Consider the following 26,127-nt stretch of genomic DNA (forward strand, 5'->3'; position numbering starts at 1 on the left):
GCCCGCGCAGCTCCTCAGGCCGACCAGGTGTCGCGCAGGGTCACGCTGCGGTTGAACACCGGCTTGGCCTCGGTGTGGTCGCGGCGGTCGGCAACGAAGTAGCCGGTACGCTCGAACTGGAACGACTGCTCCGGGGCGGCGCTGGCCGCGGCCGGCTCGACATAACCGGTGACGGTGCGGCGCGATTCCGGGTTGAGGTAATCGCGGTAGGTCTTGCCTTCCGATTCGTCGTCCGGGTTCGGCACCGAGAACAGTCGGTCGTACAGGCGGATCTCGGCCGGCACGCCGTGCACGGCGCTGACCCAGTGGATGGTGCCCTTGACCTTGCGGTTGGCGCCTTCCATGCCCGGACGCGATTCCGGATCCAGCCAGCCGCGCAGCTCGGTGATGGTGCCCTCCGCATCCTTGATCACTTCGTCGCAGCGGATGATGCCGGCGCCACGCAGGCGCACTTCGCCACCCGGGACCAGGCGCTTCCAGCCCTTCGGCGGCACTTCGGCGAAGTCCTCGCGGTCGATCCATACTTCGCGTGCGAACGGCACCTGGCGGCTGCCGAAGCTCTCGTCCTTCGGGTGGTTGCTGAAGGTCAGCTGCTCTGCGTGGCCTTCCGGCAGGTTGGTCAGCACCAGCTTGACCGGGTCGACCACCGCCATGCGGCGCGGTGCGGCGCTGTCCAGGTCTTCGCGCAGCGCGCCTTCCAGTACGCTGAAGTCGATCAGCGAGTTCTGCTTGCTGATGCCCACGCGCTCGGCAAACAGGCGCATTGCCGCCGGGGTGTAGCCACGGCGACGCAGGCCCTGCAGGGTGGGCATGCGCGGGTCTTCCCAGCCGTCCACCAGCTGTTCGGTGACCAGCGCCATCAGCTTGCGCTTGCTCATCACCGTGTAGTTGATGTTCAGGCGCGAGAACTCGATCTGGCGCGGCTTGGCCGCTTCGCGCGGCAGCCCGGCGTCGACCAGCGGCTGGGTCAGCGCGTCGTCATGGGCGAAATCGACGTTGTCCACGCACCAGTCGTACAGCGGGCGGTGGTCTTCGAATTCCAGCGTGCACAGCGAGTGGGTGATGCCCTCGATGGAATCGCCCAGTGCATGCGCGAAGTCGTACATCGGGTAGATCGGCCACGCATTGCCGGTGTTCTGGTGCTCGACGTGCTTGATGCGGTACAGCGCCGGATCGCGCAGGTTGATGTTGCCGCTGGCCATGTCGATCTTCGCGCGCAAGGTGCGCGCGCCATCCGGGAACTCACCCGCGCGCATGCGGCGGAACAGGTCGAGATTCTCCTCGACGCTGCGGTCGCGCCACGGCGACGGGCGGCCCGGCTCGGTCAGGGTGCCGCGGTAGGCGCGCACTTCCTCGGCCGACAGGTCGCAGACGTAGGCTTTGCCCTGTTCGATCAGCTTCTCGGCGGCCAGGTAATAGGTCTGGAAGTAGTCCGAGGCATGGCGCAGCTCGTTCCACTCGAAGCCCAGCCAGCGCACGTCGTCCTGGATCGCGGCCACGTATTCCGGGTCTTCCTTGGCCGGGTTGGTGTCGTCGAAACGCAGGTTGCAGACGCCGTTGAACTCACCGGCGATGCCGAAATTCAGGCAGATCGACTTGGCGTGGCCGATGTGCAGGTAGCCGTTCGGCTCGGGCGGGAAGCGGGTCTTGATCGCTTGGTGCTTTCCGCTGGCCAGGTCCTCGCGCACGATCTGGCGGATGAAATCGCGCTTCTCGTGGCTGTCGGCGGGGGTCTCGGGGCTGGCGGGGATGTGCTCGGACATGAGTCTGGGGCGAAAAAGGGCAGAAAGACCAACAGTCTAGCGCGTACCGGGCAGGGCTGCCCGGTGGGCCAGGGGGTTGCCGGCCAGCGCCCGGCACTACCCCCACCCTCCAGGGTGGTCGGCCGGCAGATTGGGGATCCACGCGTAGATGGATAGTGCCGGCCGCTGGCCGGCAGAACGCAGCACCGGCATTCAGGCCCCGGGCGTATGCTGGACCCCTGTCCCATGGAGCCGCCCCATGCACATCGTGTACAAGGCCGACAACCTGTTCGACGCCCACCTGGTCAAGCACGCGCTGGAAGACGCCGGCATTCCGGCCTTCGTGTTCGGCGAGTCGCTGCTGGGCGGCATGGGCGAGCTGCCGCTGTTCGGTGTGCTGCGGGTCGGCATCCCGGATGCGGCGCGCCCGCAGGCGGAGGACATCGTGGCCGCGCTGGACTTGGGCCAGGCCCCCTCCGACCCCATTTCAGATGCCGACGACATTGCCGGCCTGCCGGCGTAGGAGCGCATCATGTTGGGAATTGGACAGGGCATCCTCGGCATCGGGGCCTTCAAGCAGCGCCTGCCGCGCGCTGAAGAGGCGCTGCCGGGGCGCGAGCAGCCGTTGCCGCTGCACAGCAACCAGCACTTTGTGAACAGCCATCCGCTGAAGGACCGCTTCGCCGGCCTGCAGCAGATCCGTTTCGCGCTGGGCTGCTTCTGGGGCGCCGAGCGCAAGTTCTGGACCGAGCCGGGCGTGTACAGCACCTCGGTGGGCTATGCCGGTGGTATCACCCCGAACCCGACCTATGAAGAGGTCTGCTCGGGCCTGACCGGGCACACCGAAGTGGTGCAGGTGGTGTTCGATCCAGCGGTGGTGAGCCTGGAGCGCTTGCTGCAGCTGTTCTGGGAGAGCCACGACCCGACCCAGGGCATGCGCCAGGGCAACGACACCGGCACCCAGTACCGCTCGGCGATCCACGCCACCGACGAGGCCCAGTACAAGGCAGCGCTGGCCAGCCGCGAGGCATACCAGGCCCAACTGGATGCGGCCGGTTACGGCCCGATCACCACCGAGATCGTGTATCCGGCGCCCGAGTACTACTACGCCGAGGACTATCACCAGCAGTACCTGGCGAAGAACCCGAACGGTTACTGCGGTATCGGCGGCACCGGCGTGAGCTGCCCGATCGGATTGGATGTGGAGGCGCCGCGCTGACGCGCGATGGTCCGCCTGCGGCGGGCAGAAGCCAAAGCCAAAGCCAAAGCCAAAGCGGTCCTGGGTTGCTGTGGGTTTGGCGGGACGGGTACAGATGGCGGGACACGCCGTAAACCCATCCCTGGGGCTCGGCCACGGCATCCATGCCGTGGACGGTCCCGCCATCTGCACCCGTCCCGCCTTCGACAGTTCCCCGGTGACGGTGGGCAACAGCATGGGGTTACTGACGACCTGAAAGAAAACAAAAAGGACGCGGCATTCGCCGCGTCCTTTTTGTTTGTGAGCACGCGTAGCGCGGGAGTGTCCGCCGCATGGATGCGGCGGCCAAGCCTCCAGGGATGGATTCACGGCGTCTCCCGCGAGCCCAACCCGCCCGACCCAGCGCGGCTGTTGCTCCAGCAGTCAGTCGAGCAAGCTCGACTCTACAAAGCCCCCCGCCACGAGGGGCTCAGCCGTTGGCTGGAATCACAGTTCCGAGCGGATCCGCTCGCGCAGCGCTTCCAGATCCTTGGCGAACGCATCGATGCCGGTCGCCAGCTTCTCGGTCGCCATCGGATCGGCGGCCAGGTCGGCGGCGAACTTCGCTGCGTCGATCGGGGTCACCGCTGCGCCGTCGGCGGCACCGGCCGCCAGCTTGCGCGGTAGCTCACCATGGTCGGCGTCCAGCTTTTCCAGCAGGTCCGGCGAAATCGTCAGGCGGTCGCAGCCGGCCAGCGCTTCGATCTGCGCGGTGGAACGGAACGACGCGCCCATCACCACGGTCGGCGAACCGCGGCGCTTGAATTCGGCATACACGCCGCGCACGAACTTCACGCCCGGGTCTTCGTCGATGGTGGCCGGGGTCTGGCCGTTGGCTACGTACCAGTCGAGGATGCGGCCGACGAACGGCGAGATCAGGAACGCGCCGGCTTCGCTGCAGGCCAGCGCCTGGGTCGGGTTGAAGATCAGGGTCAGGTTGCAGTCGATGCCTTCGGCCTGCAGCACGCGCGCCGCTTCCACGCCTTCCCAGGTCGCGGCGATCTTGATCAGGATCTTCTCGCGCGGCACACCGGCATCGGCGTACATCTGGATGAACTGGCGGGCCTTGGCCACGGTGGCGGCGGTGTCATGGGCCTGGTCGGCGTCCACTTCGGTGGATACGCGGCCCGGCACCAGCGTGCTCAGCAGCGCGCCGACGCCGATGGTCAGGCGGTCGGCCACGGCGTGCACCACGGCCTCGCGGTCGCCGGTCTGCTGGCGGCCCCAGGCCAGTTCGCGTTCGATCAGCTCGGCGTAGACCGGCAGGTCCAGCGCCTTCTTCACCAGGGTCGGGTTGGTGGTGCAGTCCACCGGCTGCAGGCGCTTGATGGCGTCGTAGTCACCGGTATCGGCAACGACCACGGACAGTTCGCGCAGCTGGGACAGTTTGGACGGGGTACTCATTACGGCTCCTGGTGCAGGGGGATCGAGTCGCGCGCGGTGCGCAGCGGTAATCAGGGGCGGTCGTTGTGGACCGCGGTCACGCGCAGGCGCAGCTTGCGGCCGCCGGGCGCGTTCCAGTCGATGCTCTGGCCGACCGACAGGCCGAGCAGCGCGCTGCCGACCGGGGCCAGCACGGAAACCTTGCCTTCGTCGACGTTGGCTTCGCGGGGGAAGACCAGGGTCAGGATGTGCGTCTCGCCCGACACTTCATCTTCGCACTCCACGCGCGAATGCATCATGACGATGCCTTCGGGAATCTGGTCCGGTGCCAGCACGGTGGCCCGGTTGAGTTCTTCGGCAAGCGCGAGCGCGGCAGGCGTCTGGCTCAGCGCAGGGGATTCGAGCATGGCATCCAGGCGGTCCATGTCGAAGGTGGAAACGGTGATCGACGGCGGCAGGCCGCTGGCGGTGTTCATGGTGAAGCTCCTTGGTTGAAAGCCATGCAAAAGGCGGCACCTGCTGGCGCCGCCTGTCTGTATTGTGGGGACAAATGCGGCCGGAATCGACTCCTGCCGATTCCAGGCCGATGCTGCGGGGGCTCAGTCGTTCAGCGCGGGGCCGGACAGGGCGGTCGCCTCGTCGGAGGCATTCACCGCATCGAGGGTGAACAGTGCCTGCGGCAGGCGCTTGAACTGGTTGGCCAGTTCCATCAGGAAGTCGTTCATCGCCGAGCTGCGGCGCCAGATCATTGCGATGCGGCGGCTGGGCCGGCCTTCGCCGGTGAAATCAAGCAGGCGGATGTTGTTCGAGCGCGGCACCGGCGGCTGCACCGACAGGCTGGGCAGCAGGGTGATGCCCACGTCGGCGGCGACCATCTGCCGCAGCGTCTCCAGGCTGGTGGCGCGGAACTCGGATTTCTCGTTGGCGCCGAACAGGCGGCACACTTCCAGCGCCTGGTCGCGCAGGCAATGCCCATCTTCCAGCAGCAGCAGCTTCTGCGTGGCCAGTTCCTGCACGTCCAGATGCTCGCGGCGGGCCAGCGGGTGGCGCCCGGACACGGCCAGCAGGAACGGCTCCTCGAACAGGAATTCGGCGTGCAGCTGGTCGTCGATCACCGGCAGCGCCAGCAGTGCGGCATCCAGCTTGCCTTCGCGCAGGCGGTCCAGCAGCACGTCGCTCTTTTCCTCGACCAGCAGCAGTTCCAGCTCCGGGAATCGATCGCGGATGCGCGGGATCACATGAGGCAGCAGATACGGGCCCAGGGTCGGGAAAATCCCCAGGCGCACCGTACCGGCTTCCGGATCGCGGCTGCGTCGCGCCGCTTCCTTCAGCTGCTCGACTTCGGACACGATCACCCGCGCCCGTGCTGCAGCCTCCTGGCCGGCCGGGGTCAGCATCACCTTGCGCGGTGCGCGTTCCACCAGCGGCAGGCCCAGTTCCTCTTCCAGCTTGCGGATCTGGGTGGACAGCGTGGGCTGGCTGACGAAGCAGGAGGCGGCAGCCCGGCCGAAATGCTTGTGCTCGGCCAAGGCTACCAGGTACTTCAGATCACGTAGGTTCATCCTTACACCCCAGGGGTAACGGACCGGCTGACGGCGTGGTTACCCGACAGGCAGACAATATTCCCGGTGATCTGGGAACGGTGGATCAGGCCGCTTCAGCAACGGCACCGCTGCTGTTGCTCACCGACGAGCGGATCAGGTGGTCGAACGCGCTCAGTGCGGCGGTCGAGCCGGCGCCCATGGCGATGATGATCTGCTTGTAGGGCACCGTCGTGCAATCGCCAGCAGCGAACACACCCGGCAGGTTGGTCTGGCCGCGGTCGTCGATGACCACCTCGCCACGCGGCGAAAGCGCCACCACATCCTTCAGCCACTCGGTGTTGGGCAGCAGGCCGATCTGTACGAAGATGCCTTCCAGCTCGACGCGGTGGGCATCGCCGCCGACGCGGTCCTTGTAGACCAGGCCGGTGACCTTGCTGCCGTCGCCCAGCACTTCGGTGGTCTGCGCGCTGGTCAGCACGGTGACGTTGCCTAGGCTGCGCAGTTTCTTCTGCAGCACTTCGTCGGCGCGCAGGCTGGAATCGAACTCCAGCAGGGTCACATGCGACACGATGCCGGCCAGGTCGATGGCCGCTTCGACGCCAGAGTTGCCACCGCCGATCACTGCCACGCGCTTGCCCTTGAACAGCGGGCCATCGCAGTGCGGGCAGTAGGCCACGCCCTTGTTGCGGTACTGGTCCTCGCCCGGCACGTTCATCTGCCGCCAGCGCGCGCCGGTGGACAGGATCACCGAACGCGACTTCAGCACCGCGCCATTCTCCAGCTGCACCTTCACCAGGCCGTCTTCACCGGCCGGCAACAGCGCGCTGGCACGCTGCAGGTTCATGATGTCCACCTCGTACTCGCGCACGTGCTGTTCCAGCGCCGTGGCCAGCTTCGGGCCTTCGGTCTCCTTCACCGAGATGAAGTTCTCGATCGCCATGGTGTCCAGCACCTGGCCACCGAAGCGCTCGGCGGCGATACCGGTACGGATGCCCTTGCGCGCGGCGTAGATCGCCGCAGCCGCGCCGGCCGGGCCACCGCCGACCACCAGCACGTCGAAGGCGTCCTTGGCGTCGATCTTCTCGGCATCGCGCTTGCCGGCATTGGTGTCCAGCTTGGCCACGATCTGCTCCAAGGTCATGCGGCCCTGGTCGAACACTTCACCGTTGAGGTACACGGTGGGCACAGACATGATCTCGCGCTTCTCCACTTCGTCCTGGAACAGCGCGCCGTCGATGGCCACGTGCTGGATGCGCGGATTAAGCACGGCAGCCAGGTTCAGCGCCTGCACCACGTCCGGGCAGTTCTGGCAGGACAGCGAGAAGTAGGTTTCGAAGCGGTAGTCGCCTTCCAGGCTCTGCACCTGCTCGATCAGCTCGGCAGTGGCTTTGGACGGATGGCCGCCGACCTGCAGCAGCGCCAGCACCAGCGAGGTGAACTCGTGGCCCATCGGCAGACCGGCGAAGGTCAGGTGGATGTCCTGGCCCGGGGTGCCGAGGTCGAAAGACGGCACACGGCCCTGGCCGTCGCGCAGGACCTGCAGCGAGATCTTGTCAGACAGGCTTTCCAGGGCCTGCAGCAGGTCCAGCATTTCCTGCGACTTGGCACCGTCATCGGCGTGTGCGGTGATCTGGATCGGGCGGGTCACGCGCTCCAGATAGGTCTTCAGCTGCGACTGCAGGTTGGCGTCCAACATGGTCTTCTCCTGGCTTCAGGCAAACAGGGGGCGTGGCACCGCTGTGAAAGGTAGCGGACCAGCGAGTGATAGGGGTGAACCCAAGAGGGCAGCGCGGACCTGTGGAAGGGGCGATGCGGGCGCGGCCGTCTTGGGTTCACCCCCACGCCGGCGGGGGACCGGCACGGGGATGAAGAGCGCTCCGTGGCGTGGGGCCACGGCGCGCCGGTACTGCCTTAGATCTTGCCGACCAAGTCCAGCGACGGGGTCAGGGTCTTCTCGCCTTCCTTCCACTTGGCCGGGCACACCTGGTTCGGGTTGGCGGCGGTGAACTGGGCAGCCTTCAGCTTGCGCAGGGTCTCGGACACGTCACGGGCGATCTCGTTGGAATGGATCTCCAGGGTCTTGATCACGCCTTCCGGGTTGATGATGAAGGTGCCGCGCAGGGCCAGGCCTTCTTCTTCGATGTGTACGCCGAAGGCGCGGGTCAGCTGGTGGGTCGGGTCGCCGACCAGCGGGAACTGGGCCTTGCCGACGGCCGGCGAGGTTTCGTGCCACACCTTGTGCGAGAAGTGGGTATCGGTGGTGACGATGTAGACCTCGGCGCCGGCCTTCTTGAACTCGGCGTAGTGGTCAGCGGCGTCTTCGATCTCGGTCGGGCAGTTGAAGGTGAAGGCTGCCGGCATGAAGATCAGGACCGACCACTGGCCCTTCAGGGTGCTGTCGGAGACCTTGATGAACTCGCCATTCAGGTAAGCATTGGCTTCGAACGGCTGGATCTGGGTGTTGATCAGGGACATCGTTTTTCCTCTGGGTGAAGGGGAGTGGGTGAATCGACAGGAGCTAGGTTACCGATTCAATTGTGATAAGAACAATCCATTGATTGCATCTATTTGATAGTTTCAGTCTATCAAAATGCACTGAGCAGGCACTGAACCCGGCTGCCTCCATCCTGCAACTGCCTGTGTGGCAAGGGAAATCTCCCCGGGGCACCGAACGGGGCCGATAGCCGCGCCTTATCCCCTTTGGCAACACCTGAACGGATTCCAGCTTTTGCAGAGCCGGGCCCATGCTTCGGCTGCGGGTGGAGCAGCCGAGCGTGGGCTCGGCTCTACAATTGCGGCATGTCTGTCAAAACCGAACCCTCCCTGCGCCAGGTGGTGGCCGAGGCCAGCGCTCGCCTGGGCGGCATCGAGGCCCGCCATGAGGCCGAACTGCTGCTGCTGCATGTGCTGGGGCGCCCGCGCAGCTGGCTGTTCGCGCACGCCACCGACCCGCTGCCCTGCGCCGATCAGGCCGCCTTCGAAGCCCTGCTGGCACGCCGCGTGGCCGGTGAGCCGGTGGCCTACCTGACCGGCCGCCGCGGCTTCTGGACGCTGGACCTGGAGGTGGACCCGTGCACCCTGATTCCGCGCCCGGAAACTGAGCTGCTGGTCGAGCTGGCGCTGGAGCGCCTGCCGGCCGATCGCGACCTGCTGGTGGCCGATCTCGGCACCGGCAGCGGCGCCATTGCCCTGGCCCTGGCCAGCGAACGGCCGCAGGCGCAGGTGCTGGCCACCGATGCCAGCCCGGGCGCGCTGGCCGTGGCCGCGCGCAATGCTGCCCGTCATGAACTGCGCAACGTGCGCTTCGCCGAGGGCGGGCACGACTGGTATGCGCCGTTGCAGGGGGCGCGTTTCGACCTGATTGCCAGCAACCCGCCGTACATCGCCAGCGATGACCCGCACCTGCAGCAGGGCGACCTGCGCTTCGAGCCGTCCACCGCACTGGCGTCCGGCCTGGATGGGCTGGATGACATCCGCCGCATCGTTGCCGGCGGCCAGGCGCATCTGCTGCCCGGTGGCTGGTTGCTGATCGAGCACGGCTGGGACCAGGGCGAGGCGATCCGCGCGCTGTTCGACGCCGCCGGTTTTGCCGACGTGCAGACCGTGCAGGACCTGGAGCAGCGCGACCGCATCACCCTGGGCCGGCGACCGGCCTAGAATGGAGGTTCTCCTGCCCCGGCAGGGCATCACCCTGGAGCTGCAAGCATGCGTACGCTGTACCCCGCCATCACCCCCTACGACGTCGGCACCCTGAAGGTCGACGACCGCCACACGCTGTACTTCGAACAGTGCGGCAACCCGGACGGAAAGCCGGTGGTGATGCTGCACGGTGGCCCGGGTGGCGGTTGCAGCGACAAGATGCGCCAGTTCCACGACCCGTCGAAGTACCGCATCATCCTGTTCGACCAGCGCGGTGCCGGCCGTTCCACCCCACACGCCGACCTGGTGGACAACACCACTTGGGACCTCGTCGCCGATATCGAAACGCTGCGTGAGCATCTGAAGGTTGATCGCTGGCAGGTGTTCGGCGGCAGCTGGGGCTCGACCCTGGCACTGGCCTATGCCGAAACCCACCCGCAGCGCGTGACCGAGCTGGTGCTGCGCGGCATCTTCATGCTGCGCCGCTGGGAACTGGAATGGTTCTACCAGGAAGGTGCCAACCGCCTGTTCCCGGATGCCTGGGAGCATTATCTGAAGCCGATCCCGTCGGTGGAACGTCATGACCTGATCTCGGCCTTCCACCGCCGGCTGACCAGCGACGACGAAGCCACCCGCCTGGAAGCGGCCAAGGCCTGGGCGGTGTGGGAAGGCGCGACCAGCTTCCTGCACGTCGATGACGACTTCATCAACAGCCACGAAGACCCGCACTTCGCGCTGGCCTTCGCCCGCATCGAGAACCACTACTTCGTCAACGGTGGCTTCTTCGAGGTGGAAGACCAGCTGCTGCGCGACGCGCACCGCATCGCCGACATTCCGGGCGTGATCGTGCACGGTCGCTACGACGTGGTCTGCCCGCTGGCCAACGCCTGGGACCTGGCCAAGGTGTGGCCGAAGGCGAAGCTGGAAATCACCCCGGCCTCGGGCCACTCGGCGTTCGAAGCCGAGAACGTGGACGCACTGGTACGCGCCACCGATAGCTTTGCCTGATCGCTGGTGCCGGCTGCTGGCCACGCAACCTGTAATCGCCTGGTTCGGTGCAGGCGCCGGCCAGCGGCAGGCGCTACCACTCCCCGGCCAACAACGCGTCGGCCAGCACCTGCAGCTTCGGTGAGTGCTGCCGCGACGGCGGGTAGATCAGCGACAGCTCGCGGCTGCGGCCTTCAAACGGCTGCAGTACGCGCTGCAGGCGTCCGTCGGCCAACGCATCGGCCACCGCGAAATCCATCACCTGCACGATGCCGATGCCGGCGATGGCCGCTTCCACCAGCGGGTCGCCGCTGTCGAACACCATCCGCGTCGGCGGGGTGAAGTCGCGCAGCCGCCCGTGCTGCAGGAACTGCCAATCGACCACGCGACCACTGCGCAGGTTGCGCACCGCCAGGCAGGCGTGGTCCTGCAGCGCCGCGACATCGATCGGCGCGCCGCAACGGGCCAGATAGGACGGGCTGGCCACCGTCACCCAGCGCAGCGGCCGCAGCGGCCGCGCAACGATGCGCTGGTCGGCAATCACGCCGGTGCGCAGCGCGGCATCGAAGCCTTCCTCGACCAGATCGACCAGGCGATCACTGAGCACCGCGTCCACCTGCAGCTGCGGGTGCTGCTGCAGCAACGGCCCCAGCAGCGGCACCAGCACCTTGCGCCCGAACATCGATGGCGCACTGATCTTCAGCGTGCCCGACGGCGTGCACGGGCGGTCAGCCAGCTGCCGTTCGGCGTCCTCAAGGCCGCATAGCAGCGGCGCGACCTGGTCGACGAACTGGCGCCCATCCGGGGTCAGCGCCACGTTGCGGGTGTTCCGCTGCAGCAACTTCACCCCCAGCGTGGCCTCCAGCCGGCCGATCGCGCGCGACAGCCCGGACTGGCTCAGGCCCAGCTGCCCGGCGGCAACGGTGAAACTGCGGGCTTCGGCCACCTGCACCAGCATGCGCACCGCATTGAGGTCCATCGACAGTCCATTCATGCTGAAAATCATGACAGATATGGCTGAGAAGGGGTTTATTGATTGCTCTGCATCAATGAGACTGCGCTCCCCCCACTGCACCCGACCGCCGATGCCTCCCCTCAAGTACCCGCGATGGGCGCTGACCCTGCTGGCCACCGCCCAGCTGATCATCGCCCTGGACGCCACCATCATCTTCGTCGCCCTGCATGACATGGGGCGCGCGCTGCAGATCAATGCGCAGCAGCTGCAATGGGTGGTCAGTGCCTACACCGTCGCCTTCGGCGGCAGCCTGCTGCTGGGGGGCCGTGCCGCCGACCTGATCGGCCGTCGCCGCTTCTATCGGCTGGGGATGCTGCTGTTCGCACTGGCGTCGCTGCTCGGTGCGCTGGCGCCGAATGCCACGCTGCTGATCATCGCGCGCGCGGCACAGGGCATCGGCGCGGCACTGCTGTTCCCGGCCACGCTGGCACTGATCAACACGCTGTACGCGGAAGGCCCGGTGCGCAACCGCGCGCTGGCGATCTGGAGCATGGCCAGCGCGGTGGGCCTGGCGCTGGGCACGCTGCTCGGTGGCGTGCTGACCCAGGCGTTCGGCTGGCCGGCGGTGCTGGCCGTGATCGTGCCGCTGGCCACCGCCTGTGCGGTCGCTGCGGGCGCGTGGTTGCCGGCCGATGGCCCGCGTGCGCAGGGCCGCTCGTTCGATCTGGCCGGCTGCATCACCGTCACTCTCGGCGGCAGCCTGCTGGTGACCACCCTGGTGCAGGGCCCGGAATGGGGCTGGACCGCACCGGCCACGCTGGGCTGCCTGCTGCTGTCGGTGCTGCTGCTGGTGGTGTTCGTGCAGATCGAGCAGCGCAGCCGCGATCCGCTGATGCAGTTCGCACTGCTGCGCCTGCCCGGACTGCGCGCCGCGCTGGGCCTGACCTTCGCCTTCATGAGCAGCTATGGAGTGCAGTACTACTTCATGGCGCTGTACTTCCAGGACGGCTACGGCTGGAGCCCGTTGCAGGCCGGCCTGGCGTTCCTGCCGGCCACCGCGGTGTGCACGGTCGGCATCCAGCTGGCCGAGTGGACGCTGCAGCGCTGGAGCGCGCGCAAGGTGCTGGTGGTCGGGCAGCTGGCCGGTGCCATCGGTATTGCCTGGGTGGCCGCGACGCTGCCGCACGGCGCGAACTTCTGGCCGCTGCTGCCCGGCGTGGTGGTGCTGAGCATCGGCCAGGGCATGACCTGGACCTCGATGTGGATCGTGGCCGGGCAGGGCGTGCCGTCTGCACAGCAGGGCGTGGCGTCGGGCATGGCGGCCACCGCGCAGCAGATCGGCGGTGCGCTGGGCCTGGCCGTGCTGGTCATGGTGGCCAATGCCGATGCGGGTGCCGCCGGTTCGCCGACTGCACTGGCCGGTCTGGTGCGCGCCGAGTACGGCGCCGCGTTGTTCGCCCTGTTCGGCGTGGTCATCGCGCTGGGCCTGCGCTCGGCGCCGCTAGACTCGGCAGCGACTGCTTGCCTGGGCACTGACGCATGATCGAACTGCTGGACCTGCAACAGACCCTGCATGCCTTCGCCGCCTGCAACGATGACGATGAGGTGTGGGACATCTTCGGCTGGGTGATGACCAGCGATGAGAACCTGCTGGATGCGCGGCTGTGGCTACCTTCGTCCAGCAATGAAGCGCTGGATGACGACGGCGAGCGATCGGCCGCTTCGGCAGCGATGGGGCTGTTTCCGTATCTGGAACCAGCCACGTTCGCCGACGTCCTCAAGGTGCAGAAGCGGCAGCGCCCGCTGTCATCCGTGCAGGACTATGCGCAGGCGCTGGCGTACTACGCTGAATTCGATGCGTTCCAGCAGGTCGATGGCGTCGACGTAGCCTTGGGGGGGCGGAAGCTGCAGCACAGGCGGCTGCGCGCGAGGCGGGTGTGGGCACAGGCATCTTCGCGTCCTTCGATCTGACGCTGAGAGCGTGCCCGCAGGGGCAGATCAAAGCCGCAGCCCAGCGCGTGGCGCGCCTGCTGGAGATTCCGTTGGGCGAGGCGTTGGCGCGCTGCCGTGCGTTGCCATTGGTGCTGGGTGAAGCGCTGGATCGTCGCCGCGCGCAGGCGATCAAGGATGACTTCACCGCCGTCGGCGCAAGGCTGCAGGTTCAGGGTTTCAAACCGTTCCCGTGGATGGAGGCGCCTACGCTGCGGTAGCGCCGGGCCATGCCCGGCGGCATTCCGTTGCGCCGCCGCGATGCGGCTCGCCGGGCGTGGCCCGGCGCTACCGGGCTTCGGTCGGGTGGATGACGTTCAACCGAACGCCAGCAACTGCGGCTGCAATGCACTGAAGATCCGCGCCAGCCGCTCCGCCCACGCCTGCTGCCCGGCGGCATCGGCGATCAGGTCCTGGCGGATCTCCAGTTCCACGTGCACCAGCCCTCGGCCTTCGCCGTGCACCGGTACCGCGTAGTCGCTGGTACTGCTCACCGAATACGGTTCGTTGTCGCCCACCGCCAGGTCGCCTTCGTCGCGCAGCGCCTGCAGCAGCGCATGGGCAAAACGCGTGTCCTGGTGGTACAGCACGCCGGCGTGCCACGGCCGCTGCACGCCGTTCATCGCCGGAGTGAAGCTGTGCATCATCACCAGCAGGGTCGGGCGGCCGGCAGCACGGCGCGCGTCCAGTTCCGCATCGATGCGCGAGTGATACGGCGCGTGGATGGCATCGATGCGCTGCTGCCGCTGCGCCGCCGACAGCCCGGCATTGCCGGGAATCACGGTGTGGTCGCTCACTTCGGGAATCAGCGTCGGCGACGCCAGCGGGCGGTTGCAGTCGATCAGCAGGCGCGAATAGGTCTGCTCGATCGCCCACGCATCCAGCCGTTCGGCCAGTGCACGGGTGGTGCCGGCGATGCCGATGTCCCAGCCGATGTGGCGGTCCCGTTCGGCCTGCGCCAGGCCCAGGCCTGCGAGGGCACGCGGCACCTGCTGGCCGGCGTGGTCGGCCAGCAGCAGGAACGGCGAGGTGCCCTGCGCCCGGTGGATCGCATAGATCGCCGGGTCGTCGGCGCCCAGCAGCGCCGGCAGCGCGTGCAGGTCGGCGTCAGCCACGCGGGCGACCGTCCAGGTGGTGCTCGATCATCCACAGGCCGGCCCACAGCTTGGCGTCCAGCTCGTAGCCTTCGCCCATCTTCTGCACCAGCCACGCGGCGGCCTGCGCGCGCGGAATCTCGTGCACGGTGATGTCTTCGCTGTCGTCGCCGCCGCCTTCGCCGATCCGGCGCAGCCCGGTCGCGCGCACGAAGGCGATCTTCTCGCTGCTGGCGCCGGAAGAAGTCGGGCCGATCATCAGCACTTCGGCGTGATCGGCGGTCCAACCGGTCTCTTCTTCCAGCTCGCGAACGGCCGAGACTTCGATCGATTCGCCGGCGTGGATGTCGCCGACCAGGCCGGCCGGCATCTCGATGGTGGGGGCCTGCAGCGGTACGCGGAACTGCTCGACGAACAGCACCTTGTCCTCCGGCGTGACGGCGATGATGATCGCGGCCAGGCCACCGGCGTGGGTACGTTCGCTGTATTCCCAGGTGCCGCGCACCAGCATGCGCTGGTACTTGCCTTCATAGACGACACGCGGGGCTTCGGTATTGCGCTGGCTCATGCGGGCTCGCTGTGGGAGGGAAGAGGGTCGGCCACGCCGGCGACATCGAACAGCCGGCGACGGGTCATTGGGCCGAAGCGCAGGGTGTGGCACAGGCCGCCGAGCAGCTCGGGGTCGGCGGCCTGGCGCAGCAGGCCGGGCTGGCTGCCTTCCAGCGGCGCGTCCAGCGCGATGGTGGTCAGCTGGCGCCAGAGCTGGGCGTGCTCGCGCTGCTCGCGCAGGCGCACCGCCATCTGTGCGGCGCCGCGCAGGCGCAGGAACGGCACTTCATCCAAGCGCTCGTACAGCGCATCCATGCTGCCGAAATGGGCCAGCAGCACCGCAGCGGACTTGCTGCCGACGCCACTGACACCGGGAATGTTGTCCACCGCATCGCCGCACAGCGCCAGGTAGTCGGCGATCTGGTGCGCGTGCACGCCGTGACGCGCCTTTACGCCGGCCACGTTCCAGCGCTGGTTGCGCGCGTAGTCCCACTGTTCGTCGTGGTCGAGCAGCAGCTGCGACAGGTCCTTGTCGGCGGAAATGATCACGCCACGATGGCTGCCACGGTGCCGATGCAGCGCGCTGCCGATCAGGTCGTCGGCCTCGTACTCGGCGTGCGCCAGCACCACCAGGCCCAGCGCTGCACACAGCGCCTTGCAGTGCACGAACTGGCGCTTGAGCGCTTCCGGCGCCGGATCGCGGTTGGCCTTGTAGGCCGGATACAGGCGATGCCGGAAGCCGTTATCGAGGGCTTCGTCGAAGGCAATGGCGATGTGGCGGGGGCGCTCGCGCTCAAGCAGGTCCAGCAGGAAGCGGGCGAAGCCGTGCACGGCATTGGTCGGCCAGCCCTGCGCGTCCTGGAACTGGTCCGGCAGCGAGTGCCAGGCGCGGAACACATAGATGCTGGCGTCGACCAGGTACAGCGAAGGCGCCGGTGCCGGTGCCGGTGCCGGCAGGGTCATGCCGGCGGCGTCCAGTCGCGCAGCAAGGCGGCCGGGTCGGGGCGTTCGCGTTCGGGCACGGCAGCCTTCGGCGTGCCGATGTGGATGAAGCCGGCGATGCCTTCACCCTCGGCCAGGCCCAGGTAGGCCTGCACGGCGGGGTCGAAGGCCATCCAGGCGGTGAGCCACTGCGCGCCGAAGCCCAGCGCCTGCGCGGCCTGCAACAGGGCAAAGCAGACGCAGCCGGCAGTCATCAGCTGCTCCTGCTCGGGTACCTTGGGGTCCGGGCGCGGGCTGGCGACCACTACGATCACCAGCGGCGCATGGCTGAAACGCTGGCGATCCTTCTCGAACACGGCCTCACCGGCCTGCGGGTCGCGCTGGCGGCTGCGCTCGGCCAGGAAGTCGCCCAGAATGTGACGTGCATCGCCGGCGATCTTCAGGAAGCGGAACGGCACGCGCTTGCCGTGGTCGGGCACGCGCACCGCCGAGGCCAGCATCCGCTGCAAGGTAGCCGGGTCCGGGCCGGGCTCGGCCAGCTGCCGCGAAGGCACGGAGCGGCGGGCATCCAGGGCGAGCAGGGCGGCAGGGTCGGGCATGGTGTCTGAACCGGTCATCACGGGGGGTTGATTATAGTCGGGGTGGTCAAGGACGCCGTTTGTGTCGCGTCCGGCCTCTCAATATCAAACTGTGATGAACGTCATGCCACTGACGGGAAACGGACGTCCGCTTCCCCTCGCCTCGCAGGCCTTGCACGGCTTACGATATCCATCTTGCCGGGCCCCCGGTCATGAGGTTTGAAGTGAGGACTGTTTCACTGTCCGTGACGGGCTGGCCGGCCTACCATCGACGTACCGGTACATGGGGTGTACCGGCCGTCGCGATGTTCACGCTGTCTGTCGTATCAGAGAAGGTGGGGAGCCTTCCCGAATGATGAGCGCGCCCACACCGATGGGATCGCCGGGCCGTGACCCGGCCCAGCTCCAGCTGGCCCGGGACATGGTCCTGCCCGCGCTGTGCCAGGCCTTCGGGGCGGCACTGGCGCGCTTCGACGATGCCCTGTTCGACCGCGCCGGCAATGCCGGCTCGTCGCAGTTGCTGTTCCTGGATGCGATGCGCGAACTGCGGCGGCGCCGCGAGGACATCGCCGCCGCCTTCGCCGGCCACCTGCAGCGGGCATGGGAGGCGCTGGCCAGTGGCGAGCCGATGTCGGCCGAAGCCACGCTGTCCGGCCCCGCTGAAGATGGCCTGAGTCTGCTGGATGAGCACGTACTGGAATCGCGGCTGGCGGTGCGTAACTTCGCCACCGTGCTGCTGCGTGACTTCAAGCCGGTGCTGGCACGGCTGGACCGTCGCCTGGGCCGCCTGATCGGCGGCGCCGAACTGGATGCCGACCGCAACCCGATCAGCCCCGAGCACCTGGGCGTGGCCATCCACGAAGCCTTTGCCGGCTGTGAACTGGCCCCGGAAGTGCATCTGGTGCTGATCAAGCTGTGCGAGCGTGACCTGCGCGCGCCGGTGGGGCGTATCTACGAGAAGCTGGACGAACAACTGGCAGCGGCCGGGGTGATGTCGCAGATGGGGGCGCCGCGGCGTCCGATGTCGACCGCGCCCGACCCGCGCATGGCCTCGGGCCTGGACGATCTGGTGGAGCAGCGCGCGGGCGCAGGCTTCGACGGTGAGTTCGGCGATGACGAACAGGCCGCGCCGGCCTGGGCGCAGCGCTTCGCCGCGCGCTGGTCCGAGCGCCGTGGCCACATGCAACAGCACCTGGGCGCCGAGGACGCCGGTGCCGGCGAAAGTTACGCAGGCCAGCAGGGCATGTTGCTGGAAGCGCTGCACGAACTGCTGCAGCAGACCCGCCATGTGCGCGAGGACGCAACCTCGGCCGCGCAGGTGGCGATCGGCCAGCAGCGCCCGCTGAGCCAGCGCGAGATGATGTCGGTTCTGTCGCTGCTGCAGGCCACGCCCAGTGCGACCCTGCGCGCGGCGATCGGCGAGGACGGCGAATCGCTGGCGCAGCGGTTGAAGAGCGAGGTGCTGTCCAGCGCCACCCGCCTCGGTGTCGATCCGGGCCAGACCCGGCTGGACCCGCAGGACGAGGATGCAATCGACCTGGTCGGCATGCTGTTCGACGTGATGCTGGACGAGCGCGAGCTGGAAGGCCGCTCGCGCGAGCTGATCGGCCGCCTGGTGGTGCCGTTCGTCAAGGTTGCCATGCTCGACCGTCGCATGTTCGTGCAGAAGACCCACCCAGCGCGCAAGCTGCTCAACTCGCTGGCCGAGGCCTGCGAAGGCAACACCGGCGAGAGCCAGGCCGAGCGCATGCTGATGGCCAAGGTCGAGGAGATCGTCGAGCGGCTGGTGGCCGAGTTCAACGAGAACCTGGCGATCTTCCTGACCCTGGAAGAAGAATTCCGCGAATTCCTCGTGCAGCATCGCCGCCGCGTGGAAATCGCCGAGCGCCGCGCCGCCGAGACGCAGCGCGGCCAGGAAAAGCTGGAAATGGCCCGCACGCGTGCCGGCGCCGAACTGGACCGCCGCATCGGCGACGCTACCCTGCCTCCGGCCATCGCCGAATTCCTGCGCCAGCCGTGGCAGCACCACCTCACCCTGGCGCTGCTGCGCGAGGGCGAGGAGGGGGCATCGGTGGCCGAAGCTCTGAGCCTGGGCGACGGCCTGCTGGAGGAAGTGGCCGAGGCCCGCCGCCAGATCGTCGGCAAGCCGTGGCTGCAGGCCTGGCAGCCGGCGCTGGCCAAGGTGTTCGCCAGCGTGGGTGTGCACGGTGACGCGGCAACCGGAGCGGTCGACGCGCTGCATGACACGTTGCAGGGCATTGCCGAATCGCGGCCGGAACTGCAGCGCGCGCTGCCGGAGCTGCCACAGGTGGCACTGCCGATCCCGCCGGTGGCCGAATCGCCGGCGGTGGAGTTGAGTGGCCAGATCGATGCCGATGATTTCGACAACGCCGACGCCGATCGCTTCCGCCGCATGGAGATCGGCAACTGGCTGGACTTCGTCGACAAGGACGGCAAGGTGCAGGCCGGCAAGCTGTCCTGGGTCAGCCCGATTTCATCGCGCCTGCTGTTCGTCAACCGCCGCGGCGTGCGCTTCTGCGTGGCCTCGCCGGAGGAACTGGCAGTGATGGTGCGGCTGGGACGGCTGCGTGCGCATGTGGATGACGGTGCGTTCGATAGCGCCATGCAGGGCGTGATCGATCGGCTGGACCCGGGCAGCGCGACCCTGCATTGAGCGGGGCCGCCTGCTAGGATCGGAAAAACTCACCGATCAGCGGGGACCTGCATGGCCGTGGCGTTGCTGGGGATCAAGGAGACCGCGCCGGGCGAACGGCGCGTGGCGCTGACGCCGGAGACCGCGCGCAAGCTCGGCGCCCTGGGCATCACCGTCTGGTACGAAGCCGGCGCCGGACTGACCGCCGGTTTCACCGATGCCGCCTATGACGATGCCGGTGCCCGCGCGTTCGATGCCGGCCGCTGGGGCGAAATCGACATCCTGCTGTGCGTGCAGGCGCCGCCTGCGGCGGTCCTGGAGCAGCTCAAGCCGGGGGCCAGTGTAGTTGGCTTGTTGACCCCGGCCAGTGATCCGGCGCTGGCGGAACTGTCTGCCAACGATCGCCTGCATCTGTTCCCGCTGCAGCAGCTGCCGCGCACGACGCGTGCGCAGGCGATGGACGTGCTCAGTTCGCAGGCCGGCATGGCCGGCTACAAGGCGGCGCTGATCGCCGCCGAACGCGCGCCGCGTTTCTTCCCGATGCTGACCACGGCTGCCGGCACCGTGCGTCCGGCCAAGGTGCTGGTGATCGGTGCCGGCGTGGCCGGGCTGCAGGCGATTGCCACCGCGCGTCGTCTCGGTGCGCAGGTGGAAGGCTTCGACGTGCGCCCGGAAACCCGTGAGCAGATCCAGTCACTGGGCGCGCGCTTCCTCGACCTGGGGGTGAGCGCGGCGGGCGAGGGCGGTTACGCGCGTGCGTTGACCGATGACGAACGTGCCGAGCAGCAGCGCCGCCTGGCCGACCACCTGCGCAGCGTGGACGTGGTGATCTGCACCGCTGCGGTACCGGGCCGCCCGGCGCCGACCATCGTCACCGCCGCCATGGTGGAAGGCATGGCCACCGGCAGCGTGATCGTGGATCTGGCCGCCGAGAGTGGTGGCAATTGCGCGCTGACCCAGCCAGGGCAGTGCATCGAGCACCAGTGCGTGACCATCGACGGTCCGCTCGGCCTGGCCAGTCGCGGCGCGACCCAGGCCAGCGAGATGTATGCGCGCAACCTGCTGAACTTCGTCGCGCTGTTCGTCCGCGAGGGTGATCTGGCATTCGACTGGGAAGACGAGCTGCTGGCGAGGACCCGCTGGCGGCCCTGAACGGCATGGGGTCGGATCCCTTTGCGCCAGCAAAGGGCTCCGACCCGTTCCTCGCGGCGTTTTACCGCGGCTTCGCCGGCGGCGGGTTGTCGCGTACCCAGTCCTTGCGCTGTTCCGGCGTCATCTGCGACCAGCGCTCGCGCAAGGCTTCGCGCTGCGCTGGCGGCATGTCGCGCATCTGCCCGAACAGGGCACGCGCCTGCTCGCGCTGTTCCGGGCTCATGTGCTCGAAGCGGCGCAGGCCGCGGCGGGCCTTGTCGCGTTCCTCCGGGCTCATCGATTGCCAGCGCTGGCCATGCGACAGCATGCGTTGGCGCTGGCCGGGATCGGCCCCGTTCCAGCGGTCGCGCAGCGGCGCCAGCAGCGATTCGCGCTGGGCGTCACTCAACTGTTCCCACGCCGGCAGTGGCGCGGCCGGTGCAGGTCGAGGGGCCGCAGCCGGTACAGTGGTCTGCGCCAGTGCGGGAGTGGCCGGCAGCAGCGACAGGGTCAGCAGCAGCGGCAGTAGGTTCAATCGGGGCATGGTTCACTCCATCGCCAGGTCGGTATCGCCCAGCCACAGGTACAGGTCGGGATTCTCGTCGTACAGCGCGCTGTTGTCTTCCACCGAGGCCAGCGCCGGTGCCGGCGCAGGGCCCGGCAGTGGGCTGTGGCCGCTGAACTGCAGGCCGATACCTAGTGCCACCACCAGCGAACAGGCACTGGCCAGCCACCAGCGCAGGCGCCCATGCCGGGCCGCACTGGCGCCGTAGCGGGCCTGGCGCAGCCGTGCCAGTGTGGCCGGCGACAGCGCCTGCAGCGACTGCGCGTGCAGGCTGCGCAGCATGTCATCGGAGGGCAGGGAGCGGTTCACGGGTGAGTCTCCAGGTAGTCCTGCAGCGCCTGCCGGGCGCGTGCCAGATGGGTTTTTACCGCGCCTTCGCTGCAGCCCATGGCGCGGGCGGTGGTGGCCCCGTCCAGGTCCTGCAGCACGCGCAGGGTGAAGGCCTCGCGCTGCCGTGCGGGCAGGGTGCGCAGTGCCTGCACCAGGTGCTGGTACTGCTGGCGCTGCTCATGCGCCCGCGCCGGGTCCGGGCCAGGATCGGTCCAGTCGATCTCGCCGCCGTCGGCATCCTGGTTGTCGCGCCAGAACGGCAGGCGGAAGCGGCGTCGGCGCTGCAGGTCGATCACGCGCCGGCGAAGGATGCTCCAGAACAGCGGCGCCCATTCGGCGGCCGGCTTGTCGGCGTAGTCCAGCATGCGCATCAGCGCGTCCTGCACCGCGTCCATGGCGTCTTCGCGTTGGCGCAGACCGGCCTCGGCGAAACGGAACGCGCGCGGGCCGACGCTGGCCAGGAACGCCTCCAGCGACGCCGGCAGGGCATCGGTTTCGGCGCTCGGGGGGACGGGGCTGCTCACCAGCACAGGGTACGGTTCCTCGCTCGGGGTCACCATCGACAACGCGTGAGCGCAGCGTCGGTTGACGCCGGGTGCGCGCCGGGTTCAGCCCGTGGTTATGATGGGCCGACGAAGACAGAGCGGGAGCGTTGCCAGTGAGTGACGGGTTCGTAGCGCTGTACATCTTCATGCTGGCGGCAATCGCAGGCCACGTGATCATTTCGCGGGTGCCGGTGATCCTGCATACCCCGCTGATGTCGGGCTCCAACTTCATCCATGGCATCGTGCTGATCGGCGCGATGGTGGTGCTGGGGCACGCACAGACGCCTCTGGAGAAGGCGCTGGGCTTCCTCGCCGTGCTGCTGGGCGCCGGCAACGCCGCCGGTGGCTATGTAGTCACCGCGCGCATGCTGGAAATGTTCAAGCCGAGCGCGCCCAAGGATGGCAAGGACCAGCCGAAGGAGCCGCAGGCTTGAACATCAGCACCGTTGAACTGCTTGATTGGCTGGTCAAGGCCAGCTACCTGGTCGCCGCCACCCTGTTCCTGCTGGGCCTGCAACGCATGGCCTCGCCGCTGACCGCGCGCAGCGGCATCCGCTGGGCAGGGCTGGGCATGCTGCTGGCCACGGTGGCGACGTTCTTCCTGCCCGAACTGCACAACGTGCCGCTGATCCTGGTGGCGCTGCTGCTCGGCGCCGGCCTTGCCTGGTGGTCGGCCGGCAAGGTCGCCATCACCGACATGCCGCAGATGGTGGCGCTGTACAACGGCATGGGCGGCGGCTCAGCGGCGGCGATCGGTGCGGTGGAACTGCTGCGCTATGCCTTCCTGGCCCACCGCGACACCACGCACTGGAGCGAGCAGGCACTGGCCGACCTGGCTGCGCGCCAGCCTTCGGGCACGGTGTTGCTGCTGGCGGTGGTCGGCGCGGCCATCGGTGCGGTGTCGTTGTCCGGCTCGGTGATCGCCTGGGCCAAGCTCGACGGTCGCCTCGACAAACGCGTGACCTGGACCGGCCAGCAGGTGATGAACCTGCTGGTGGCGCTGGCGGTGGTGGTGCTGGCGATCATCGCGGCCAGCACGCTCAGCACCTGGGCGATCGTCGCCTTCTTCGTGCTGGCGCTGGCCCTGGGCGTGCTGATGACGCTGCCCATTGGCGGCGCCGACATGCCGGTGGTGATCTCGCTGTACAACGCGTTCACCGGCCTGGCGGTGTCCTTCGAAGGCTATGTGCTGGGCAACGAGGCGCTGATCATCGCCGGCATGATGGTCGGCGCGGCCGGCATCCTGCTGACGCGGCTGATGGCCAAGGCGATGAACCGGCCGATCCGCAACGTGCTGTTCTCCAACTTCGGTGGTGGCGCAGGTGGCGAAGCGCAGGCAATCACCGGCTCGCAGAAGCCGATCGACGCAGCCGACGTGGCCGCGATGATGGCGTTTGCCGAGCGGGTGGTCATCGTGCCCGGCTACGGCATGGCGGTGGCGCAGGCGCAGCACAAGATCTGGGAACTGGCGCAGCGGCTGGGTCAGCGCGGGGTCAAGGTGAAGTTCGCGATCCACCCGGTGGCGGGGCGCATGCCCGGGCACATGAATGTGCTGCTGGCCGAAGCGGGCGTGCCCTACGACCTGATCGCGGACATGGATGATATCAACCCGGAGTTCGCCAACACCGACGTGGTGCTGGTGATCGGCGCCAACGACGTGGTCAATCCGGTCGCACGCACCGATCCGGCCAGCCCGATCTACGGCATGCCGGTGCTGGACGTGGTCAACGCGCGCAACGTGGTGGTGATCAAGCGTGGCAAGGGCACCGGCTTTGCCGGCATCGAGAATGCGCTGTTCTACGCCGACAACACGCGCATGCTGTACGGCGATGGCGCCGAAGCGGCGGCCTCGCTGGTGAGCGAGTTGAAGGCGCTCGACGGCGGGCATTGAGGCCTGGCTTCATCCAGCGGGTGCGGACCTTGGTCCGCACGCGTCTGCCGGCCAGCGGCCGGCACGCCCCCCATCCACGCAGAGCATGGATCTACGTGATCAGCGCGCCAGCCACGCGCCCACGGCTACGGCCAGCGCCAGCCACAGCCATTCCACCGCGCCATTGGCCAGGGTGACCAGGGTCCAGGCCAGGTGCGGGCCCATGCGCAGGCTGGCGTCCCACAGGTCCAGGCCGATTGAGCCGCCCATCCAGGCGCTGGCGATGGCCCAGTTGGCCACAGCGGCCACCAGCAGGGTGCCGAACACCACCAGCGCGATGCGCAGGGGGCCCGGGCCGAGCGTACCCATGCGCAGCATGAACACCAGTTCCAGGGCGGTCAGTACCGCCATCCAGCCGACCTGCCGGCCGGTCATCAGGGCCAGCACCATCCAGGCAAGGGGAGCAACAACCAGGCCCAGCAACAACATGATGGGCCAGAGCCAGGTCACGGTCCTGGCACGCGCGGCATTGGAGGACATCGAAGCTCCCTGAAGATCACCCACAGGATACTGTGGATTGCCGCGCTGCACCGGCGGCGGCAGGGCCGCTGGGCTAGAATGCCGTCTTGCGTGGCTGCGGCCACGGCCCCATATCGGTCCCCATGTATTCCCGTAGCAGCGAACCTGTCCACTTCGAACGCGATTGCGAGGCCGTGATGGTCCCGCAGGGCGACACCGTGACCCTGCCCGCCGGCAGCTATGGGTACATCACCCAGGCGCTGGGCGGCAGCTATTCGGTGTTCGTCGAAGGCAACCTGTTCCGCATCGCCGGCAAGGACGGCGACGCCATCGGCAAGGAGGCCCCGGCGCCGCTGGAACTGCCCGCCGATGCCACCGATGAACAGGTGGAACAGCTGGTATGGCAGCAGCTCCGGACCTGCTTTGACCCGGAAATTCCGGTGAACATCGTCGAACTGGGCCTGGTCTACGAGGTCGAGATCAAGCACCTGGACGAGGGCCAGCGCGAGATCGACGTGAAGATGACCCTGACCGCGCCGGCCTGTGGCATGGGCGACATCCTGGTCGACGACGTGCGCAGCAAGCTAGAAATGATCCCGACGGTAGCCGAGGCCGACGTCGAACTGGTGTTCGACCCGCCGTGGAACCAGCACATGATGTCCGAGGCGGCCCGGCTCGAGACCGGCATGCTTTGACCCAGGGCCCGCAGTGACGCGGGCCCGGCACTACCCGCAACCAGAACAGGAATCCTCCGGTGTCCCAGTCCATTCCCAGCTTCGCCGTCACCCCTTCGGACCACCCGCGCAGCGCTGAAGAGCGCGCCCAGATCCTGGAGAAGCCCGGCTTCGGCCTGCACTTCACCGATCACATGGTGGAAGTGCGCTGGGACAAGGACGCCGGCTGGCACAACGCCAACGTGCGTGCCTACGGCCCGCTGCAGCTGGACCCGGCTGCGGCCGTGCTGCACTACGGCCAGGAAATCTTCGAAGGCATCAAGGCCTACCGCCACGCCGACGGTTCGATCTGGACCTTCCGCCCGGATGCCAACAGCCGTCGCCTGCAGCGTTCTGCACAGCGCCTGGCACTGCCGGAACTGCCGGTGGAGATCTTCGTCGAATCGCTGAAGCAGCTGATTGCCGTGGACAGCGACTGGGTGCCGTCGGCCGATGAGTCGAGCCTGTACTTCCGTCCGTTCATGATCGGCGACGAAGCCTTCCTCGGCGTGCGCGGCGCGCACAAGGCCGGGTACTACGTCATCGCCAGCCCGGCCGGCCCGTACTTCGCCAAGGGCGTTGCCCCGGTGTCGATCTGGCTGTCCACCGAGTACGCACGTGCGGCCAAGGGCGGCACCGGTGCGGCCAAGTGCGGCGGCAACTACGCCGCTTCGCTGCTGCCGCAGCAGAAGGCGCAGGCGCAGGGCTGCTCGCAGGTGCTGTTCCTCGACCCGGTCGAAGGCAAGTACCTGGAAGAGCTGGGCGGCATGAATGTGTTCCTGGTTTACAAGGACGGCACCCTGGTCACCCCGGAACTGTCGGGCAGCATCCTCGAGGGCATCACCCGCGAGAGCATCCTGCAGCTGGCGCGCGACCGGGGCATGAAGGTCGAGGAGCGCAAGGTCAGCATCGACGAGTGGAAGGACGGCGTTGCCTCCGGCGCGATCAGTGAAGTGTTCGCCTGCGGCACCGCAGCGGTGGTCACCCCGATCGGCCAGCTGAAGGGCGAGGGTTTCTCGGTCGGCGACATCAACGCCCCGGCCGGCGAAGTGACCATGTCGCTGCGCAAGGAACTGACCGATATCCAGTATGGCCGCCTGCCGGACCGCCACAACTGGCTGGTCAAGCTGGGCTGATCGCCCGCGGTCAACGGTAGACCCGA

Annotated in this window: 28 protein-coding genes; 13 read left to right on the plus strand and 15 right to left on the minus strand. The window is 67.9% G+C overall.

The genetic code is table 11. The annotated features are described in order from the left end of the window. Positions 1 to 14: 14 nt before the first annotated feature. Positions 15 to 1,763, minus strand: coding sequence for a glutamine--tRNA ligase/YqeY domain fusion protein (locus QZ853_RS19515; protein WP_295578619.1), 1,749 nt, complete (start codon positions 1,761 to 1,763; stop codon positions 15 to 17). Between the two features lie 238 nt (positions 1,764 to 2,001). Between QZ853_RS19515 and QZ853_RS19520 the strand changes: the two genes are divergently transcribed. Together QZ853_RS19520 and msrA are read left to right on the plus strand one after the other, a co-directional pair. Then, positions 2,002 to 2,265, plus strand: a complete 264-nt coding sequence (locus tag QZ853_RS19520) for a DUF2007 domain-containing protein (protein ID WP_106550103.1) — start codon at positions 2,002 to 2,004, stop codon at positions 2,263 to 2,265. A gap of 30 nt (positions 2,266 to 2,295) precedes the next feature. Beyond that, complete coding sequence (gene msrA / locus QZ853_RS19525; protein ID WP_295579026.1) at positions 2,296 to 2,961, plus strand: peptide-methionine (S)-S-oxide reductase MsrA; 666 nt, start codon at positions 2,296 to 2,298, stop codon at positions 2,959 to 2,961. A gap of 465 nt (positions 2,962 to 3,426) precedes the next feature. Here the strand turns inward: msrA and QZ853_RS19530 are convergent, their stop codons facing one another. The 5 genes from QZ853_RS19530 to ahpC all read right to left on the minus strand — a co-directional run bounded on the left by QZ853_RS19530 (position 3,427) and on the right by ahpC (position 8,381). Then, entirely contained in the window at positions 3,427 to 4,383 is a 957-nt protein-coding gene (locus QZ853_RS19530; RefSeq protein WP_295578634.1) for a transaldolase, read from the minus strand. A 50-nt stretch (positions 4,384 to 4,433) separates the two neighbouring features. Continuing rightward, positions 4,434 to 4,838: a nucleoside diphosphate kinase regulator gene (gene rnk, locus QZ853_RS19535; protein ID WP_295578640.1), complete on the minus strand. Its 405-nt coding sequence runs from the start codon at positions 4,836 to 4,838 to the stop codon at positions 4,434 to 4,436. A 123-nt stretch (positions 4,839 to 4,961) separates the two neighbouring features. Next, positions 4,962 to 5,924, minus strand: a complete 963-nt coding sequence (locus QZ853_RS19540) for a LysR substrate-binding domain-containing protein (protein ID WP_295578646.1) — start codon at positions 5,922 to 5,924, stop codon at positions 4,962 to 4,964. An 85-nt stretch (positions 5,925 to 6,009) separates the two neighbouring features. After that, positions 6,010 to 7,602: an alkyl hydroperoxide reductase subunit F gene (ahpF, locus tag QZ853_RS19545; RefSeq protein ID WP_295578648.1), complete on the minus strand. Its 1,593-nt coding sequence runs from the start codon at positions 7,600 to 7,602 to the stop codon at positions 6,010 to 6,012. Between the two features lie 215 nt (positions 7,603 to 7,817). After that, entirely contained in the window at positions 7,818 to 8,381 is a 564-nt protein-coding gene (ahpC, locus tag QZ853_RS19550; RefSeq protein WP_025877950.1) for an alkyl hydroperoxide reductase subunit C, read from the minus strand. Between the two features lie 324 nt (positions 8,382 to 8,705). Here ahpC and prmC point away from each other — a divergent pair, with 324 nt between their 5' ends. Beyond that, a complete protein-coding gene (prmC, locus tag QZ853_RS19555; protein WP_295578658.1) occupies positions 8,706 to 9,563 on the plus strand; it encodes a peptide chain release factor N(5)-glutamine methyltransferase in 858 nt (285 codons plus the stop codon). A gap of 48 nt (positions 9,564 to 9,611) precedes the next feature. Then, a complete protein-coding gene (gene pip / locus QZ853_RS19560; protein ID WP_295578665.1) occupies positions 9,612 to 10,553 on the plus strand; it encodes a prolyl aminopeptidase in 942 nt (313 codons plus the stop codon). Positions 10,554 to 10,626: 73 nt separating this feature from the next. Here pip and QZ853_RS19565 read toward each other — a convergent pair whose 3' ends face one another. Then, complete coding sequence (locus QZ853_RS19565; RefSeq protein WP_295579029.1) at positions 10,627 to 11,511, minus strand: LysR family transcriptional regulator; 885 nt, start codon at positions 11,509 to 11,511, stop codon at positions 10,627 to 10,629. 106 nt (positions 11,512 to 11,617) lie between these two features. On the opposite strand from QZ853_RS19565, the gene QZ853_RS19570 reads away from it, so the two are divergent. Genes QZ853_RS19570 through QZ853_RS19580 form a run of 3 tightly spaced genes read left to right on the plus strand, consistent with a single transcriptional unit; the run spans position 11,618 to position 13,697 of the window. Next, the gene (locus QZ853_RS19570; protein ID WP_295578672.1) at positions 11,618 to 13,030 is read left to right on the plus strand and encodes an MFS transporter; all 1,413 of its coding nucleotides are present in this window, start codon (positions 11,618 to 11,620) and stop codon (positions 13,028 to 13,030) included. After that, positions 13,027 to 13,458 (plus strand): hypothetical protein, encoded by a 432-nt coding sequence (locus QZ853_RS19575; protein ID WP_295578675.1) that lies wholly within the window; start codon positions 13,027 to 13,029, stop codon positions 13,456 to 13,458. The genes QZ853_RS19570 and QZ853_RS19575 overlap by 4 nt, the downstream gene beginning before the upstream one ends. Before the next feature lie 47 nt (positions 13,459 to 13,505). Further along, positions 13,506 to 13,697 carry a hypothetical protein gene (locus QZ853_RS19580; protein WP_295578676.1) on the plus strand — a complete coding sequence of 64 codons (192 nt, stop codon included), beginning with the start codon at positions 13,506 to 13,508 and terminating at the stop codon, positions 13,695 to 13,697. 96 nt (positions 13,698 to 13,793) lie between these two features. On the opposite strand, the gene QZ853_RS19585 is transcribed toward QZ853_RS19580, so the two are convergent. From QZ853_RS19585 to QZ853_RS19600, 4 genes are read right to left on the minus strand one after another with little or no spacing between them, the layout of a single operon-like run. Continuing rightward, the gene (locus QZ853_RS19585; RefSeq protein ID WP_295578678.1) at positions 13,794 to 14,591 is read right to left on the minus strand and encodes an N-formylglutamate amidohydrolase; all 798 of its coding nucleotides are present in this window, start codon (positions 14,589 to 14,591) and stop codon (positions 13,794 to 13,796) included. Continuing rightward, the gene (locus tag QZ853_RS19590; RefSeq protein WP_024957736.1) at positions 14,584 to 15,138 is read right to left on the minus strand and encodes an NUDIX hydrolase; all 555 of its coding nucleotides are present in this window, start codon (positions 15,136 to 15,138) and stop codon (positions 14,584 to 14,586) included. Before QZ853_RS19590 ends, QZ853_RS19585 begins: the two co-directional genes overlap by 8 nt. Continuing rightward, positions 15,135 to 16,082 carry a 5'-3' exonuclease H3TH domain-containing protein gene (locus QZ853_RS19595; protein WP_295578681.1) on the minus strand — a complete coding sequence of 316 codons (948 nt, stop codon included), beginning with the start codon at positions 16,080 to 16,082 and terminating at the stop codon, positions 15,135 to 15,137. Before QZ853_RS19595 ends, QZ853_RS19590 begins: the two co-directional genes overlap by 4 nt. Next, the gene (locus QZ853_RS19600) at positions 16,079 to 16,660 is read right to left on the minus strand and encodes a nitroreductase (protein WP_295578683.1); all 582 of its coding nucleotides are present in this window, start codon (positions 16,658 to 16,660) and stop codon (positions 16,079 to 16,081) included. The genes QZ853_RS19595 and QZ853_RS19600 overlap by 4 nt, the downstream gene beginning before the upstream one ends. 331 nt (positions 16,661 to 16,991) lie before the next feature. Here QZ853_RS19600 and QZ853_RS19605 point away from each other — a divergent pair, with 331 nt between their 5' ends. Next, a complete protein-coding gene (locus tag QZ853_RS19605; protein ID WP_295578685.1) occupies positions 16,992 to 19,313 on the plus strand; it encodes a DUF1631 domain-containing protein in 2,322 nt (773 codons plus the stop codon). 51 nt (positions 19,314 to 19,364) lie between these two features. Continuing rightward, on the plus strand, positions 19,365 to 20,444 hold the full coding sequence (locus QZ853_RS19610; protein ID WP_295578686.1) for an NAD(P) transhydrogenase subunit alpha: 1,080 nt from the start codon (positions 19,365 to 19,367) through the stop codon (positions 20,442 to 20,444). 61 nt (positions 20,445 to 20,505) lie between these two features. Here the strand turns inward: QZ853_RS19610 and QZ853_RS19615 are convergent, their stop codons facing one another. The 3 genes from QZ853_RS19615 to QZ853_RS19625 are packed head-to-tail and all read right to left on the minus strand — an operon-like array spanning position 20,506 to position 21,878. After that, positions 20,506 to 20,967: a DUF3106 domain-containing protein gene (locus QZ853_RS19615; protein WP_295578687.1), complete on the minus strand. Its 462-nt coding sequence runs from the start codon at positions 20,965 to 20,967 to the stop codon at positions 20,506 to 20,508. A gap of 3 nt (positions 20,968 to 20,970) precedes the next feature. Next, positions 20,971 to 21,297 (minus strand): hypothetical protein, encoded by a 327-nt coding sequence (locus QZ853_RS19620; protein ID WP_295578689.1) that lies wholly within the window; start codon positions 21,295 to 21,297, stop codon positions 20,971 to 20,973. Continuing rightward, a complete protein-coding gene (locus QZ853_RS19625) occupies positions 21,294 to 21,878 on the minus strand; it encodes an RNA polymerase sigma factor (protein WP_295578691.1) in 585 nt (194 codons plus the stop codon). Before QZ853_RS19625 ends, QZ853_RS19620 begins: the two co-directional genes overlap by 4 nt. 98 nt (positions 21,879 to 21,976) lie before the next feature. On the opposite strand from QZ853_RS19625, the gene QZ853_RS19630 reads away from it, so the two are divergent. Then, a complete protein-coding gene (locus QZ853_RS19630) occupies positions 21,977 to 22,297 on the plus strand; it encodes an NAD(P) transhydrogenase subunit alpha (protein WP_295578693.1) in 321 nt (106 codons plus the stop codon). Beyond that, positions 22,294 to 23,754 (plus strand): NAD(P)(+) transhydrogenase (Re/Si-specific) subunit beta, encoded by a 1,461-nt coding sequence (locus tag QZ853_RS19635; protein ID WP_295578696.1) that lies wholly within the window; start codon positions 22,294 to 22,296, stop codon positions 23,752 to 23,754. Before QZ853_RS19630 ends, QZ853_RS19635 begins: the two co-directional genes overlap by 4 nt. Positions 23,755 to 23,853: 99 nt before the next feature. Here QZ853_RS19635 and QZ853_RS19640 read toward each other — a convergent pair whose 3' ends face one another. After that, positions 23,854 to 24,273 (minus strand): hypothetical protein, encoded by a 420-nt coding sequence (locus QZ853_RS19640; RefSeq protein ID WP_295578703.1) that lies wholly within the window; start codon positions 24,271 to 24,273, stop codon positions 23,854 to 23,856. A gap of 122 nt (positions 24,274 to 24,395) precedes the next feature. Between QZ853_RS19640 and sufT the strand changes: the two genes are divergently transcribed. Together sufT and QZ853_RS19650 are read left to right on the plus strand one after the other, a co-directional pair. Further along, on the plus strand, positions 24,396 to 24,947 hold the full coding sequence (sufT, locus tag QZ853_RS19645; protein WP_004144911.1) for a putative Fe-S cluster assembly protein SufT: 552 nt from the start codon (positions 24,396 to 24,398) through the stop codon (positions 24,945 to 24,947). Between the two features lie 59 nt (positions 24,948 to 25,006). After that, positions 25,007 to 26,101 carry a branched-chain amino acid aminotransferase gene (locus QZ853_RS19650; RefSeq protein ID WP_295578709.1) on the plus strand — a complete coding sequence of 365 codons (1,095 nt, stop codon included), beginning with the start codon at positions 25,007 to 25,009 and terminating at the stop codon, positions 26,099 to 26,101. The last annotated feature ends 26 nt before the right edge of the window (positions 26,102 to 26,127 follow it).

It is taken from the genome of uncultured Stenotrophomonas sp. (genome assembly GCF_913778665.1).
Taxonomy (GTDB): domain Bacteria; phylum Pseudomonadota; class Gammaproteobacteria; order Xanthomonadales; family Xanthomonadaceae; genus Stenotrophomonas.